12 protein-coding genes are annotated in these 15,213 nt (G+C 46.3%); 7 read left to right on the forward strand and 5 right to left on the reverse strand.

Annotated elements, in window-relative coordinates; translation table 11 throughout:
- Positions 1–926: 926 nt before the first annotated feature.
- A complete protein-coding gene (locus RIG66_RS30755) occupies positions 927–3,623 on the forward strand; it encodes a cation-translocating P-type ATPase (protein ID WP_446383453.1) in 2,697 nt (898 codons plus the stop codon).
- Between the two features lie 212 nt (positions 3,624–3,835).
- Positions 3,836–4,288: a DUF2267 domain-containing protein gene (locus tag RIG66_RS30760; RefSeq protein ID WP_446383455.1), complete on the forward strand. Its 453-nt coding sequence runs from the start codon at positions 3,836–3,838 to the stop codon at positions 4,286–4,288.
- Between the two features lie 152 nt (positions 4,289–4,440).
- Here RIG66_RS30760 and RIG66_RS30765 read toward each other — a convergent pair whose 3' ends face one another.
- Together RIG66_RS30765 and RIG66_RS30770 are read right to left on the reverse strand one after the other, a co-directional pair.
- Positions 4,441–5,649, reverse strand: a complete 1,209-nt coding sequence (locus tag RIG66_RS30765; protein WP_446383456.1) for a glycosyltransferase — start codon at positions 5,647–5,649, stop codon at positions 4,441–4,443.
- Positions 5,650–5,789: 140 nt separating this feature from the next.
- Positions 5,790–7,490, reverse strand: coding sequence for a glycosyltransferase family 39 protein (locus RIG66_RS30770; protein ID WP_446383458.1), 1,701 nt, complete (start codon positions 7,488–7,490; stop codon positions 5,790–5,792).
- A 52-nt stretch (positions 7,491–7,542) separates the two neighbouring features.
- Between RIG66_RS30770 and RIG66_RS30775 the strand changes: the two genes are divergently transcribed.
- From RIG66_RS30775 to pckA, 3 genes are all read left to right on the forward strand, one after another.
- Complete coding sequence (locus RIG66_RS30775; protein ID WP_446383460.1) at positions 7,543–7,680, forward strand: hypothetical protein; 138 nt, start codon at positions 7,543–7,545, stop codon at positions 7,678–7,680.
- A 497-nt stretch (positions 7,681–8,177) separates the two neighbouring features.
- Positions 8,178–8,696, forward strand: a complete 519-nt coding sequence (locus tag RIG66_RS30780; protein ID WP_446383462.1) for a leucine-rich repeat domain-containing protein — start codon at positions 8,178–8,180, stop codon at positions 8,694–8,696.
- A gap of 675 nt (positions 8,697–9,371) precedes the next feature.
- Positions 9,372–11,039 carry a phosphoenolpyruvate carboxykinase (ATP) gene (gene pckA / locus RIG66_RS30785; protein WP_446383464.1) on the forward strand — a complete coding sequence of 556 codons (1,668 nt, stop codon included), beginning with the start codon at positions 9,372–9,374 and terminating at the stop codon, positions 11,037–11,039.
- Positions 11,040–11,520: 481 nt separating this feature from the next.
- Here the strand turns inward: pckA and RIG66_RS30790 are convergent, their stop codons facing one another.
- From RIG66_RS30790 to RIG66_RS30800, 3 genes are read right to left on the reverse strand one after another with little or no spacing between them, the layout of a single operon-like run.
- Entirely contained in the window at positions 11,521–11,817 is a 297-nt protein-coding gene (locus RIG66_RS30790) for a hypothetical protein (protein WP_446383466.1), read from the reverse strand.
- Complete coding sequence (locus RIG66_RS30795; protein ID WP_446383468.1) at positions 11,768–12,361, reverse strand: hypothetical protein; 594 nt, start codon at positions 12,359–12,361, stop codon at positions 11,768–11,770. Before RIG66_RS30795 ends, RIG66_RS30790 begins: the two co-directional genes overlap by 50 nt.
- Positions 12,362–12,414: 53 nt before the next feature.
- Entirely contained in the window at positions 12,415–13,392 is a 978-nt protein-coding gene (locus tag RIG66_RS30800) for a tetratricopeptide repeat protein (RefSeq protein WP_446383470.1), read from the reverse strand.
- 451 nt (positions 13,393–13,843) lie between these two features.
- Here RIG66_RS30800 and RIG66_RS30805 point away from each other — a divergent pair, with 451 nt between their 5' ends.
- Complete coding sequence (locus tag RIG66_RS30805) at positions 13,844–15,061, forward strand: DUF790 family protein (RefSeq protein ID WP_446383472.1); 1,218 nt, start codon at positions 13,844–13,846, stop codon at positions 15,059–15,061.
- Positions 15,058–15,198, forward strand: coding sequence for a hypothetical protein (locus tag RIG66_RS30810; protein WP_446383474.1), 141 nt, complete (start codon positions 15,058–15,060; stop codon positions 15,196–15,198). The genes RIG66_RS30805 and RIG66_RS30810 overlap by 4 nt, the downstream gene beginning before the upstream one ends.
- The last annotated feature ends 15 nt before the right edge of the window (positions 15,199–15,213 follow it).

Below are 15,213 nucleotides of genomic sequence, written 5' to 3' on the forward strand. Positions count from 1 at the left end.
TATCTGCCAAGAACTCAAGTTCTTGGCTAAAAGCTCAAGTCGGTTAAAACCGACTCAATTTCGTTTCCAGTCGTTAAACACCAAAGTCCAATTAATTCTCTAGGTGCTTGACCTGAAAATTGAGCAGGATGACAAAGCCCTCAACTATTCGTTCTAGAACTTGCTTTACAAGTCCTTCGGCTTCAAGGCAAAAAATTAATTAATACTGAACATATTTTATGGTGCTTACTTCGATTAGCTGAAACAAACCTTATTCAATTTAACCGCACGGTGGAGGCAGAATATTAGCGGGCGACTGATTAAAGGGTTGAGAAACGAAACTCAATGCCATCGTTAGCCTGTTGGGTAATGCTTAAAAACTAATTGATATAGCACTACGAGGTACGGAACGGACATCAGTTAATCCCAACAGGGAACGGGGAACTCATGGGCAGGGAACAGTAGAAAATGTCCTAACCTGCCTTGGTAATGCGATAAGCCAACAAAATCTCAAGCTCAAGACAGAAGAGTTAGCGCTAGAACCGTTAGATCTCAAGAATGAGCTGAATCTTCCTTCAAAAGGAGGATTCTTTGGTATAACCTTCCAGTATATAACCCTAATAGGGTAATCCTGTGGTGCGATCGCGCTGATATAGCGCTACGCGGGGAGGGAATAGGCAACACCTCGGCTTCGCTCGGTGTGGAATAGGCAATAGTGAAGAAAAAAGCTTACCTTACAAGGGATTGAGCGATTTGAATTTTTCTTGATATGTCCTAACCTTAGTGCGTAGTGCTATATCTGACCCCCCTTGGCACAATCCCAAAATTGGACAAGGGCAATACAAACTTAATTATGGCTGATCAGCCTTGCAAAGCCTACACTAAATCAGCAGACCCACAACCGTTACCCAATCTAAGTTACAAGGTTAACCACAATCAAACCAATTATGGCGGATCTTCCCAACCAACCGTGGACAATTTCATCAGCCGATTTATTTAAGAAATTAGATGTTTCTGAGGATGACGGACTCTCTGACGCCGAGGTACAGCAGCGACGGGAAAAGTATGGCGCGAACCTTCTCAAAGAAGCCCAGCGTCGGGGACCCTTACAAATCCTGATCGAACAGTTCAAAAGTCTGGTGATTGGGATTCTCGCCATTGCCGCAATTCTATCCTTTGCCTTTGCTCAATGGATTGAAGGGATTGCCATTGTTTTTGCCATCTTAATTAATGCCGCCATTGGCTTCTTCATGGAATATCAAGCCGTGCGTTCCATGGAAGCCTTGCAAAGCCTGAGTAGCACCAAAGCCAAAGTGCGTCGTCAAGGACAGATGCAAGAGATTGACGCGGAAAACTTGGTACCCGGCGACATGGTACTCCTGGAAAGCGGAGATCTGATTCCGGCAGATATGCGGCTGACGGAAACCTCGAAAATGCAGGTGAATGAGTCATCCCTCACGGGTGAATCCGTCCCCGTTTCCAAAACCACAGAACCCATCGAAGGAGATGTGGAACTTGCCGATCGCACCAATATGCTATTTAAAGGAACAGCCCTAACTCGTGGTTCCGGCGAAGGGGTGGTTGTAGCCACAGGAATGCAGACTGAATTGGGTCACATTTCTGAGTTAGCCCAAGAAGCCAAAACCGAGGAACGTACTCCCCTAGAAAAACGGTTGAATCAACTGGGACGCCGTTTGATTTGGGTCACTCTAGTTATTGTCGCCCTGATTGCCATTTCCGGCATTATCGTGGGCAAAGATATTCGCCTGATGGTGGAAACGGCTGTCGCCCTGGCTGTCGCCGCGATTCCCGAAGGACTACCTATTGTGGCGACGATTGCCCTAGCACGAGGGATGTGGCGAATGGCAAAGCGTAACGCCCTGATTAATAAACTGGCGGCGGTGGAAACCCTAGGGGCGACTAGCGTTATTTGTACCGATAAAACCGGAACCTTAACCGAAAACCGGATGACGGTTAGTCATATCGTACTCGACTCCGGTGACATTGAAATTAGTGGGGAGGGATTAGAACCCGAAGGAGAGTTCAGCCAAGACAATGAAACCCTGAAGCCCTTAGAGCATGATAGTCTCCGCCCTGCCTTAGAAGTTGGCGTCTTATGTAATAATGCAGCATTACAACCGGAGGATTCTAATGAAAGCCGAGTTGTCGGTGATCCGATGGAAGTGGCGCTGCTGATTGCGGGAGAAAAAGCTGGACTTGAGCGCGAAAAATTATTAGAAGATATGCCCGAAGTGCGGGAAGAGGCATTTGATCCCGACACTAAAATGATGGCAACCCTGCATAAAAGCAATGGTGATTATCGCTTTGCCGTCAAAGGCGCACCGGAAGCGGTTCTAGAGGTGTGTACTCAGATTTTAACCTCTTCAGGGGAAAAAGAACTTCGCGATCGCGATTCCTGGAAGCAACGCAGTAATGACTTAGCCGCGCAAGGGTTACGGATTCTGGCATTGGCACAAAAAAGGGTGGATAGTGAAGAGGCTAACCCTTACGAAAACCTGACGTTTTTAGGCGTTGTGGGCTTACTTGATCCCCCACGCCAAGAGGTACGGGCGGCAATAGATGAATGTCAAGACGCGGGAATTCGAGTAATTATGGTGACAGGCGATCAACCCGTAACCGCCCGGAATATTGGCATCGCTGTGGGCTTAACCGATGATGAACAAGCGGATGTGGTGCAGGGGAAAGACCTAAAAAGCCCCGATGAATCCTCGTCCCAGGAACGTGAACGCTTGGTCAAAACCCCGATTTTTGCCCGGGTATCTCCCGAACAAAAGTTAAACCTGATTGCCTTGCATCAAGACACTGGGGCAATTGTGGCAATGACGGGGGATGGGGTCAACGACGCCCCCGCCCTACAAAAAGCGGATATCGGTGTGGCTATGGGACAACGGGGTACTCAGGTGGCAAAAGAAGCGGCGGATATGGTGCTGCAAGATGACGCCTTTGCCTCCATTGTCGCGGCGGTGGAACAGGGTCGAGCCATCTTTAACAATATTCGCAAATTCACGATTTATCTATTATCAGGGAATGTCGGTCAAATTATGGCTGTCACCGCCACCTCGTTAGTCAATGCGCCCTTACCAATCTTGCCCCTACAAATCTTATATCTGAATATCATTAACGATGTTTTCCCCGCCCTGGCGCTGGGTGTGGGGGAAGGGTCTCCTGCCCTAATGGAACAACCCCCCCGTGACCCCAAGGAGTCGATTATCACCAAGCGCCACTGGTTCGCGATCGCGGGATATGGTTTAATCATAGCTGCCCCGGTTTTGGGTTCCTTTTACCTGGCATTCAACTGGTTAGGATTGGACAAAAATCAAGCTGTTACCATTTCCTTTCTCACCATCGCCTTTTCCCGACTGTGGCACGTCTTCAATATGCGCGATCGCGGATCAGGGGTGCTAGTTAACGAAGTCACCCGCAATAAGTACGTCTGGGGCGCTCTAATCCTGTGTACTGGATTACTCGCCATTGCCATTTATCTACCCATCCTCTCCGATATCCTGCAAACTCATGCCCCTAGCCTACAGGGTTGGTTACTCATCATGGGAATGAGTTTAGTTCCCTTAGTCATTGGGCAAATTGCCAAATTAATCGCGGATCGAACGACAAATGACAAATGACGAATGACGAATAAAATATGCCTCTTGAGGTAGATGCCAGCCCTAACGCTGCTATCCTAGGTTAAAGTGTTAACCCAGAACCTGAAAAATCCTCAAAATAATCTGAAATTCATACAAATCGTTTTTCTGTCTTTACTGGATCATTCACATAAAACTGGGAAATCAGGACATTCAAAGTCCTCAACCATGACCTGAAACACAAGGAGAAAACTATGGCTGACAATACAGCTTTCTTAGAAAAAGTCAAGAAGCAGGGTTCCTTAGAAGACATTTACGACGCCCGTGATGTCACTGAAGTAGTGTTCCGCACCATGCGCGACTTAATGAACACAGACGCTTCAGATCGGGTCGAATCAGAACTACGTCAAAAGGATGGATCTGTGCCGACTCCAGCCGAAGAACAGCAAAAAGAGATTGCCGATCTGTGGAAAGATACTAATCCAATTGTCAGCTTCCTGAGTCGGATTCGTCCCCCTCTCGAATTTGATGCTGACACCTTCTTGTTTAGAATCCGTCAAGAAGCCAGCTTACCCAAAGGTGTTAGCCCAGAAACTGTAGTAAAAGCCATCTTTTCTGCCACAAAAGACGAGTTGTCTCAGGAACGAGTCAAAGAAGTTGCTGAGTTTTTACCGCCTAAAATTAAACAAATGTGGCAGCAAGCCTAGTTTGTCATTTGTCATTTGTCCTTTGTTTGAATGTGTAGGGGCGGGTTTTACCGATAACGCTGCGGTTCAAACCACTAACTGACCTAAACCCGCCCCGACCAAGTCCGATAAATTTTAAATATTTAAGCAGGGGTCAAATGCTGTGATGTCAATTACTGTTGCACATCGGTTACACGCCAACTCAGCTTAAGATTGATCCAGAAATTCCACACCGTCACCGCCGCGATCGCGATTAACTTGGAAACATATTCATTAATACCAAAGACATTAAACAACAAATTCACAAGTAAAACATTGAGAATAAGTCCAGCTAAACAGATTAAATTGAACTTCAAAAATCGTTTCAGTCGCTTACGCCATCCCCGTTGATGTCGAGAAATATCGCCAAACGTCCATAAATCATTCCACAAGAAATTATTGAGAATTGCGACTTCGGCTGACAGAATCGCACTGCGGGTTAATCCCAATCCTACATGCTCTCGCAGCAGATAAAAGACCGCCATATCCACAAATACACCACTAAAGCCGACTACACCAAAGCGAATGAATCGACCAATGTGTCCGAGAGATAAACGCAAGCGTAGTAAGTGTTGCAAATACTCTACATACTGTTTCCAAGTTACCTTACTTTCCCCCGCTTGACGCTCTTGAAACACATATCCTGCTTCCCCAATCCAAGGAACGTTTCCCCGAGCCAAAACTTCAATTAAAATTTTGTAACCCAGGGGACTCAGAGGACGACCGACTAAACATTGACGGCGTACCATAAAATAACCACTCATGGGGTCAGAAACCCGCCCGATGACTCCCGGTAAGAGGATTAAGCCAATCGTCTGAGCGCCACGGGATAAAAATCGGCGGATAATACTCCAATCACTCACACCACCACCTTCAACATGGCGACTAGCAACGGCTAAATCTGCGCCCCGTTGAATCTCACTCCATAGCTGCAATAACAGTTCGGGGGGATGCTGGAGATCCGCATCAATTACCCCCAACACTTCTCCCCGCGCCGCTTGCCATCCTCGGATCACGGCGGTAGAAAGTCCCCGTTCCTCAATCCGCCGCATGACTTGTAGCTGAGGATAATCCGCCGTGAGTTCCTGTGCCACTTTCCAGGTGTCGTCCGGACTATTATCATCGACGACAATCAGTTCATAGTCCCCCGCTAATTGGGAATCGAGTAATCGGCTCAATTGCTCGACAATCTGGGGAATATTCTTCGCTTCTTTGTACGTGGGAATAATTAGGGAAAACTGTAAGGGACGTTCTTTCGTTGTCGCTAAGACAGTGGTTACATCCGGAACCACAAAGGAACCGGACGGAACAGGGAGCAAGGAATTTGGGGGATTGACATTCATTAGCTGTTTTTTACGTTTGATTTAAGCAGCTTTATGGCATTTCGCGCAGCGAGTATGATGTAGTTTGCTTCTTTGCAGGAGCGAGTATAACAAATAACATAAGACGATCCAAGCCGTTAACGTTCATCTTTCTCACCGACTTATTGAGAACGTTGATAGAGGTGAACAGTGAATTGGTCTTCTTCCATTGTTCCCACCAGTGGCTGGGTTTTTACCAACTGGTATTGGGACTTTAAAGTGGTCTGGATGTTTTGTTGAAACTTCAGTTTTTCGGCTTCTGTTTTGGGCTTTGACCATATCGGATCACCGCTATCTAACCAGAGTACACGAGAAAAGTTACCCGTTTGAGTATTCAAGGTTTTCTCTAATACCGGAGCCAGTTTCGCCGGGGATTGCGCCAATAAGGTGACGGGCAAATCTGGGGGAATATAATAGGCTAAACGGAGGACGTGACCCCAAGCCTGAGAATTCATAGCGATTAAGGTAGGAGTTGTCGGTTCTTGCTCGATGATGTCGGCAATTTGATGGAACATCCGGCGATCGCGTAATGTGAAATCCCCGATACTGATTACCAAATAGAACCCTAACACTATCGCGGCGGCAAGGGGTCGCCATTTTCCCATTGTCCGCTCAATCCAGGCGGCGATTAAGAGCAAGCATCCGGGTAAAATAAAGATCATCGATCGCCCCCAGCCAAAGCCAACGGTAAACTGACCTTTAAGGATATCCACCATTAACGCCAGAACAAGGGGAAAAATCCCCAATAGTAACGCCACACCCAAAACCCTGTAGTGATGCTGACGCCACAGCCTGATACTACAGACAACCAAGAGTGCGATCGCGCCTATCCCAGCGATAGTAGCACTGACGACGGGTAAACTGGTAATCCAATCCCCCAACACTAAATGAATTCCTAGGGTTTGGGTTACTCCTTCTAGGTGTTTTCCCACCGTTTCTATCCAGGTTTGAGTCCCGCCAAACCGCTCTAAATCAGCATTCCGTAGCTGTTGTCGGGTTCCCCATAATACCCAAGGAATCGTTAATGTGATCCCCGTCGCAAACCGTAGTCCGTGTTGCCACCAATGTTGCCGATCTAACCATAAGACTAATACAGCTAGAGCGACAATAAAAAAGGCAAAGTAATAAAAGGTGAGGAACCCGGCGGTGATTGAGCCAATGAAGACTAGATTCCATAAGAGTTTAGTATAGAGACTCGCTCCCTCACCATCCTTGTATTCTTTATCGGGAACCGTTAGCCTTTTGGGTTCAATCAATTCCAGCGCCGCCCAAGCACTAAGAATCACCCACAACAATAGTGGACCATACATGCGGACATTGAGTGAGTGAAAGAGATAATAAGCATTAGTGCCTAAAAGAGCCGCCAATAACAAACCGCCTTGATGACCCAGCAAACGACGACCTAAACCATAAGCGCTACCGATTGCACCGATACTGAACAGAACGTTCAAGCTGCGCGTCGCGGCTACCCCATTATCGAACAGTCGTAACCAAAGATGTTGACCCAGAAAAAATAGAGGCGGATGGGGTTCACCAGCTAATCCTTGGAGTAACTTTTTTAGAGTGGCTGGGATAGCACCGATACCGTTTTCTAGAGGTAAACTTAGTAATGCTGTATACTCGGCTAAGGTAACAGGCAACTCCTTCGGCGTGGAATAGGACGTTTTTTGACCCGTAGACAGCAGCAGGGACAACACCTCGTCGTACCAAAATTCTCGGCTACTTAAGTTAACGAGTCTTAACAGTACTGCGATCGCGATCGCGATCAGTAATGCCCAAGAAAATGTCCGGGAGAGTTTAGAGAGGGGAAAACTTCGGCTCATCAGAGAGGGCGATAGACACAAGAGTAGGTTCTTTGCCAGTTTAATCGATTATTTGGCGGTATTTTTCTTTCGCTACATTAATCTTGACGAAAAAGGCGGGAGTGCAATCCATCCTCCCAGAGAGTTTATCGTGCGATCGCCTTCTCCCCTAGCTGACTTTTCACGGGAAGTCTTGAAATCGAGTTGGTAGGGGGATGAGTGATACCGAAGTTGCGTTCTATTATGTCTAGGAAAAGCGAAGCTATAGCGAGGAACGAGCGTCAGAATCTCACCAGATACTTCGCCTCCCGGTTCCCTTGAGCAAGCGCGTTGGGTAAAAACCCTGTTACAACTTTGAGTATCGTTTAGCCAAACTCATCAATAGTTCTAAATTATTTCTAGGTTTTAAATTCACTAAAAGATACCAGTCTAGTCATTAGTCTGACTAAAAATGCCCAGCCGCGATCGCAGCTTCTTCTGGCTACTCAGTCCAACCCCAGTAATAGTCTAAGTCCTTGGACATAAATTTTTTCTGCTGTACTAATAAACTTGACAAGCGTCAAATCCTTACTGTTCCTTGTTTTCCCTCCCCTGTTTCCTAATCTCAACCTTCAATTTTCATTCTGCCCAACTACTTGGGATCGTTATAATCAGGGATGAAGTTGATCACTCATTTTACTGGTCAACTGAATAAATAGTATAAATAAAATGATTACAAAATTATCGCAATTGCTGGGTTTAGGATTAGCTATCAGTTTAAATCCTTTCTCCTTTCCTAATTTTAGACAGGCGGCGCTATCTCAATCAACCACTGAATTTAGAACCTTTATGGATTGGTGTCTCAATCAAGAGAAGCTGTCAAGAGGCGCTAAACATACTGTTCAGACTTTGCTCCGGTATGTCGAAACTAATGATTGTCAGCAAGCTGCTCAAGAAATCGCGATAATTTATGATCTCAATCTCGGCAGTAATAAAATAACAGATGTCAGCCCCCTCGCCGGACTTAACAATCTGTCTGAACTTGACCTCGGCAGTAATAAAATAACAGATATCAGCCCTCTCTCGGAACTCACCAATCTTTCTTACCTCAATCTCCGGAATAATCAAATAACAGATGTAAGTTACCTATCTGGATTGAACAATCTTTCTGGACTATCCCTAATGGGTAATCCACTTGCTGAATTAAAGTGTCCTGTAGAGCCAGAATCTATTTGTATCTTTAGATAATCAATAGTTCAAGCTTCCGCCGGAAAGTCTAGTTTGTTAATTGTAGGGGCGGGTTTAGCCATTTAATGTTGGAATCCTACCGATAACCTCTCAGCAAAACCCGCCCCTCGTTATAAAAGGGAAGTAAGTATGTCGGTGGAAATAAACCGAACAATGTTAAGTTCTGTGAATGTTCCTCAAACCCTTACAAATGACAAATGACAAATGACGTAGCTTGCTTCTCGCGAAGCGAGTATGACGATTTACGCCGTTAACTTTAATTGTCCTCACCTACTTATAAGTAGCGAATGTTACCATTTGGGAGGATTTTGGGTCGAGCCGTATAGCGTCGTTGCCGCTAAGTTTATCAACCATGATAAACCGAGGAACATTGATCTGTTCCGACAATAGTGTATTATACTTTTTGTCAGCATAATATATTCCCAATAATTAGCCAAGCTGAATTGTCCTTAAATGTTGACATTTGCCCCATTTAAGCTTGACAAAATTTAGGAGTTAAGCAATAGGAATGCTGATGCTCATTTCTATTTACAAAAAATAAACAAAAAACATTAACTAATTTAAATAATTGTGAATTCGTAAAATACAACACGATTTTTCTGATACAAATAAACCTAGGAAATATTTCTTATGGCAAACGCAAGTTCACGCTTATAGAGTGTAGAAGGTGCTGATATGAACGAAAAGACTTACAAGTTGGAATCCGAACTGAAAACGGTGAACCACGTCTATCAAACCTTATCTGAAGTCAATACTCAGATGAATGATGAGAGTTATGGACTAGAATCTCTGGGATTAAGGAACCTTGGTCATCTGTATCACAATCTCCCGGTTCCCCAGCTTATTGAAGAAGCCCTAAAACGGCATGAAGGCGTTCTCGCTGCCAATGGCGCTCTTTGTGTAGAAACAGGCAAATACACGGGACGTTCTCCTGCGGATAAATTCATCGTTGATGAGCCAGGGCTCCATGAGGAAGTGAACTGGAATAAAGTCAATGTTCCCATATCACAGGAAAAATTTGACTTGCTCTATAAACAGATGTTGGCTTATTTGCAAGGCAGAGATCTGTTTATCTTTGATGGGTATGTCGGCGTTGATCCACAATACCGCCTAGGTGTACGAGTTGTTAACGAACTCGCTTCGCAAAATTTGTTTGCCCATCAAATGTTCCTCCGCCCCACTCCAGAAGAACTGAATACCCATAACCACGAATTAACCATCATTGCGATTCCTGGTTTACAGGGAGACCCAGAAATTAATGGTATCCATAGTGAAGCCTTTATTGTCGTCAGCTTTGCCAAACGGCTGGTTTTGATTGGTGGTTCGCGCTATGCCGGTGAAATCAAAAAATCGGCATTCTCATTCATGAATTATCTGATGACGAAGCGCGATGTTCTGCCCATGCATTGTTCCGCCAACATGGACAAAAAAGGGAACACCGCGTTATTCTTTGGACTTTCGGGTACGGGAAAAACCACCTTATCAGCTGATCCCACACGGCATCTAATTGGGGATGACGAACATGGATGGTCAGAACGGGGTATCTTCAACTTTGAAGGGGGTTGTTACGCCAAAACCATTCGGCTGTCGCGGACGAATGAACCCCAAATTTGGTCAGCGATTCGCTTCGGGTCAATGATGGAAAATGTGATTCTTGACCCAGCCACCCGCGTTCCCAACTATGATGATGGTTGCCTCACGGAAAACACACGAGTCGCGTATCCGGTCGATTATATTCCTAATTGTGTCATTCCGGGGATCGGTGGTCATCCCGGAACCGTCATTTTCCTCACCGCAGATGCCTTTGGTGTATTACCACCGATTACTAAGCTGACCAATAATCAGGCAATTTTCCACTTCATGTCAGGTTACACCAGCAAACTCGCGGGTACAGAACGGGGAATTACGGAACCCCAAGCCACATTCTCCGCTTGTTTCGGTCAACCGTTCCTTCCTCTGTCGCCAACTGTCTACGGCGAGATGTTATTTGAACGACTGGTTAAATATGATGCCAATGTCTATTTAGTGAATACTGGGTGGACAGGTGGACCTTACGGCGTTGGCACACGTATCCGGATTCAAGACAGTCGCGCCATGGTTGCAGCGGCGTTAAGTGGGGAGTTGGAAAAGGTGCAATACTATCACCATCCCATCTTCAAGATCTTAGTGCCAAAATCAGTCCCCGGTGTTGACAGCAGCATTCTCAATCCCCAAAATACCTGGAGTGATCCCCAAGCCTACGAGACACAAGCGAAGGATTTGGCGAAACGATTTGTGGAAAACTTTAAGAAGTTTCCCAATGCGCCATGTGAAGTGAAGGAAGCAGCACCTGTTTTTGAGTAACTGTTTCGATGTCTGGTTACAACAACCTTTACTGATACTGATTACGGTAGGGTTGTTGGGGACAAGAACTAATCCTATAACGTGTAGAGACATAGCCTGCTACGTCTCTACATTTTGAAGTTTCAGAATAAGTATTGGTAGTGAGGGGAGGGAACAGGAGTTAGGACATCTGCCTTTTGCTATAAGTCCTGGAGGGACGCAACATGTCGCGTCTGATCGGCAGGTGAAGAATTGTGTACAGGTATTATAATGTCTTTCCTTCAAGAGGTGAGGAAACCCAAGCGTGAGAGATCGCTGGGCACATAGAAGGACTAGACTTCACTAGATTATCACAAAAAAATGATGGTTGAGATCTACCCCTCATCTGTTCCCATACCGTTGAGCAGAGCTTCAACATGAACGCGGGAGTCCTCAGATTCAACTCTCGTAATCCGAGGAGGGATAGCGGGATGCCGGAAGAATGGAGCCGTCCATCTCCCCTTTAGGCTACACACAATCCATTATTCCTCCTGATTAACTCGACTTTACTGGGAGCAAATTGTCCGATACGTTTCCAGGTGTAGTCACAAACAGAAACCTTCTGGGTATCTTTAGTCTTGGTGAATCCGCCAACGTAGCCAATGTAGACTTTTCCGGCTTTTTCGGCTCTTACTAAGTCACCAACCCTAAGACCAAACGGGGTAATCGTCCCACCCTTGCGCTTTCTTGTCCCCGACTTATCCGGCACTTCAAAGTGCAATTGACGGCGGAAAAAGCCGTACTCTTTTCCCCGTTTCACTGCGCCAGGACGGGTGATAATTTTGACGCTTCGGCTCCGCGAGTGCGTCAACACCGAGCGGAGCCGAGGTGTTGAATGGGGAGGGAGTAATACCGACGCTGCCTCTGTGGGTGTAACCGCGAGAGTTAGAGCCACTAAATTGAACATACTTGACGAAATACCCGCAAGCCAGCGCCACTCCATCAACTGCGTGGGTCTCCGGTTTGGCTATAGATTTGTTGGTCTTATCCTTCTCTAGACCTAGCTGGGTTCGGAGTTGAGATGTGCCGTTCCCATCCTTTTGCCAGCCTTCGCGGACGTAGACAGGGGTGATACCCTGAGCTTGTCGAAGGGCGATTTTTCCCATCTGGGATATTGCCCAATCCTGACCAATCATCACCGGGGAGAAGTTTTTCCCCGACTTGGCGCGTTTGCGTTGGGTTTGATCTACATCGGCTCTAACTCGCTCATAGCCAATCGCAGTTACCGGAAATATCGCCGCCAACTCTTTGACTACCCTTAACTCCAACTGCCGTGAGGCTTTAACGTGATTATCCCTTGCCAACTCATGCCCTTATTCATGACTTCCTGGCAGGTTACCTCTGTCAATCCGCGTCTTCACGAAGTAAGGCGCGGTTCATGAAAGGACTCATTTCCCCGTAGATTATCAAAATCTGAGTCAGTTTGGGCTAAGGTGAGATATTCACTCGGATTCAGGCGAATCGCAGCTTGTAAACTGGCGATCGCACTCTCCTGATTTCCCAGTAAGGCATAGCAACAGGCTTGGTTGTACCAGGCGTATTCGTCTTCTGGATCAGAGTCTAATACTTGGTCATAACTCGCCACAGCTTCAAGATATCGACCCAGTTTCCGCAGCAGTTCCCCTCGATGGTACCAAGTCCAGGGATCATTGGGTTTGATCTCCAACGCCCGATCATAGCTAGCCAAGGCGTCTTCTAAGCGTCCCCAATGTCGCAGGGAATCTCCCCGTCGATACCACGCCCAATAATCATCCGGTCGGGTTTCTAAGGCTTTTTCATAACTGGCAATTGCCTCTCCATACCGCGCCAAATGACGCTGGGCGTCACCTAAGCGATACCAACTCCAGTAATCGGTTGGTCGAAGCTTCAGGGCTTCCTCAAAGGAGGTAATCGCTTCCTTGTACCAATCCAAATCTTCTAGGGCGACCCGTCCTCGATTGTACCAAGCCCAATAGTCATCGGGTCGAGTATCCAGGGCGTGATCATAACTGGCGATCGCGTCTTCGTAACGTTGTAATTCTCGCAGTACCTTGGCGCGTTGACACCAACTCCAGTAATCGGTGGGCTTTTTGGCTAAAGCTTGGTCATAACTGCTTAACGCTTCCGAGTAGTGTCCCAAGGCATCTAAAACATCGGCTCGCCAGTACAACGCCCAAAAATCATGGGGCTTGTAGTCTAAAGCCCGATTATAGCTGGTCAGAGCATCTTCATAGCGCCCTTCATCTCGCAATCCATGCCCTTGATTTAACCAATCTCTATAGCTATCAGGTCTGCACTCTAGCACTCTGTAGATAGTGTGAGTAGGTGTCTGCCTCATCGATAATGTCGTACTCATAGTGTGAACTACCTACATCAAATCAAAGATTCAAATCAAAGATTATGATGCAGGCTTCGCGTCTCATCCGCCGATGCCTCAATACCCGAAAGTATATCGGTCTTACTCAGCGTCTCTGGTTAGTTATCTAACCTTTATCTCCTATTAAGAGAACCCGCGCAGCCGCCCTGGTTCCCAAGGCAGAATACTCTTTTTTGCCGCTTGGTTTTCGCGGTTTGGGGCTAGAACTCTAGCCTATTTACTTTAGCATAACATATCAAGTAATTGATGGTAATGTGTGAAAAGCATAAGTTTCTAAAAATAAGTTTTTTCTCTCTGGCGATTCATCCCAACGCTGACGTAAAAGTATAGCGCGGGACTTCTCGCCCAATCAAGTTAAATTATGTAACGGATACTTGAGTGGTAACTAATGACCAATGACTAATGACCACTGACCAATGACAAATCGCTCATGTTACCCACACCACTGCTAATTTATCGACAAAATGGGGAAGAAATCATCCCCAAGCGATTGCCGATTAACCCACGCACCTGTGATATCGCCACGGATTTAATCACCTGTTTCCGGAAGGCGGTGGGTCATACCCAAGGTGAACTGAATAGCCAGCTTTCTGAATTAGAAGGGGATAGTCCTGATTATCGCCTTAAACGGGGACTGGCACATCTGCTCAAAAATAATTTCAGCACCTTTGAAATTGCTAGCCCCCTGGAACCAAAAGAACTGCGACAACGAGTTTTTACTCTATCTGCTCAATCTCTCCCCTGTCGCGCTGCTACGGAAGCGACTCTGGAAACTTTGAGTAGTACGCTTACTCAAGAATTACACCAAGAGGTGCTACCGTCGCAAATTAGAACAGGGCTTTATGCGGATTTGCCGGAAAATCGGATTCTCACCCAGTTTGATGATCCCGCGCCGGAAGCCTTGCTACACCGTTACAACTTATCTCAAGTTCAGGGGATTTTCTACAAAGCCTCTGAGATGATTCTCAATGCTCATCGGAATGTACCGGGGGAATATAAACTACTGTTTCGTTATTTAAAGTTATTTGGCTTAATGACTTATATTGAAGGCGATGCGGATCATGGGTTTACGATTACTATTGATGGACCAGCGAGTTTATTTAAAACCAGTACCCGCTATGGACTCGCGATCGCGAAACTGATTCCGGCTCTACTTCATGTTACTCGTTGGAGTCTCAAAGCCACGTTACAAATGCGTGATCCCTACACGGGAACTTGGAAAACTGGACGATTTTGCCTCAATGATAAGTGTGGGTTGGTGACTCATTATCCTCCGGGGAAGCCTTACGATAGTATGATTGAAGCTTCCTTTGCCAACCGTTGGGACGCGCTGAAAACGGACTGGATATTGGAACGAGAAGTAGATTTGGTTCCGATTCCGGGGAGTGTGATGATTCCGGATTTTCGGTTGGTGCATCCCGACGGGCGAGATATGTTGTTAGAAATTGTTGGGTTTTGGCGTCCCGACTATCTGCAAAAGAAATTTTCTCAAGTCCGGCGGGCGGCTTGTGATAATTTGATTTTGGCAATTTCTGAGCGACTTAATTTGGATAAAGCTGGGGTTAAGCTTGAACGTGTGCCAGCCCAAATTATTTGGTTTAAGGATAAGTTATCACCCAAGGCGGTACTAGAGGTTTTAGATCAATGAACGGTGATCACCGTAGGGGCGCACCGACGTGCATGGGTGTCAACTTAAGCCACATTACCCACGATAGGATACTGGGTGTGGGGTATGGGGTGTGGGGTGTGGGGGAAAGCGAGCAATGTTGGGGAGCTATGTATTAAACGGAACCTGTTTGA

It is taken from the genome of Coleofasciculus sp. E2-BRE-01 (assembly GCF_040221695.1).
GTDB lineage: Bacteria > Cyanobacteriota > Cyanobacteriia > Cyanobacteriales > Coleofasciculaceae > Coleofasciculus.

Bases quoted from the DNA above. Each gene is read 5' to 3' on its own strand.
- RIG66_RS30760 (WP_446383455.1), top strand. From the start codon at position 3,836: ATGGCTGACAATACAGCTTTCTTAGAAAAAGTCAAGAAGCAGGGTTCC.
- RIG66_RS30765 (WP_446383456.1), bottom strand. From the start codon at position 5,649: ATGAATGTCAATCCCCCAAATTCCTTGCTCCCTGTTCCGTCCGGTTCC.
- RIG66_RS30770 (WP_446383458.1), bottom strand. From the start codon at position 7,490: ATGAGCCGAAGTTTTCCCCTCTCTAAACTCTCCCGGACATTTTCTTGG.
- pckA (WP_446383464.1), top strand. From the start codon at position 9,372: ATGAACGAAAAGACTTACAAGTTGGAATCCGAACTGAAAACGGTGAAC.
- RIG66_RS30810 (WP_446383474.1), top strand. From the start codon at position 15,058: ATGAACGGTGATCACCGTAGGGGCGCACCGACGTGCATGGGTGTCAAC.
- RIG66_RS30800 (WP_446383470.1), bottom strand. From the start codon at position 13,392: ATGAGTACGACATTATCGATGAGGCAGACACCTACTCACACTATCTAC.
- RIG66_RS30755 (WP_446383453.1), top strand. From the start codon at position 927: ATGGCGGATCTTCCCAACCAACCGTGGACAATTTCATCAGCCGATTTA.
- RIG66_RS30805 (WP_446383472.1), top strand. From the start codon at position 13,844: ATGTTACCCACACCACTGCTAATTTATCGACAAAATGGGGAAGAAATC.
- RIG66_RS30780 (WP_446383462.1), top strand. From the start codon at position 8,178: ATGATTACAAAATTATCGCAATTGCTGGGTTTAGGATTAGCTATCAGT.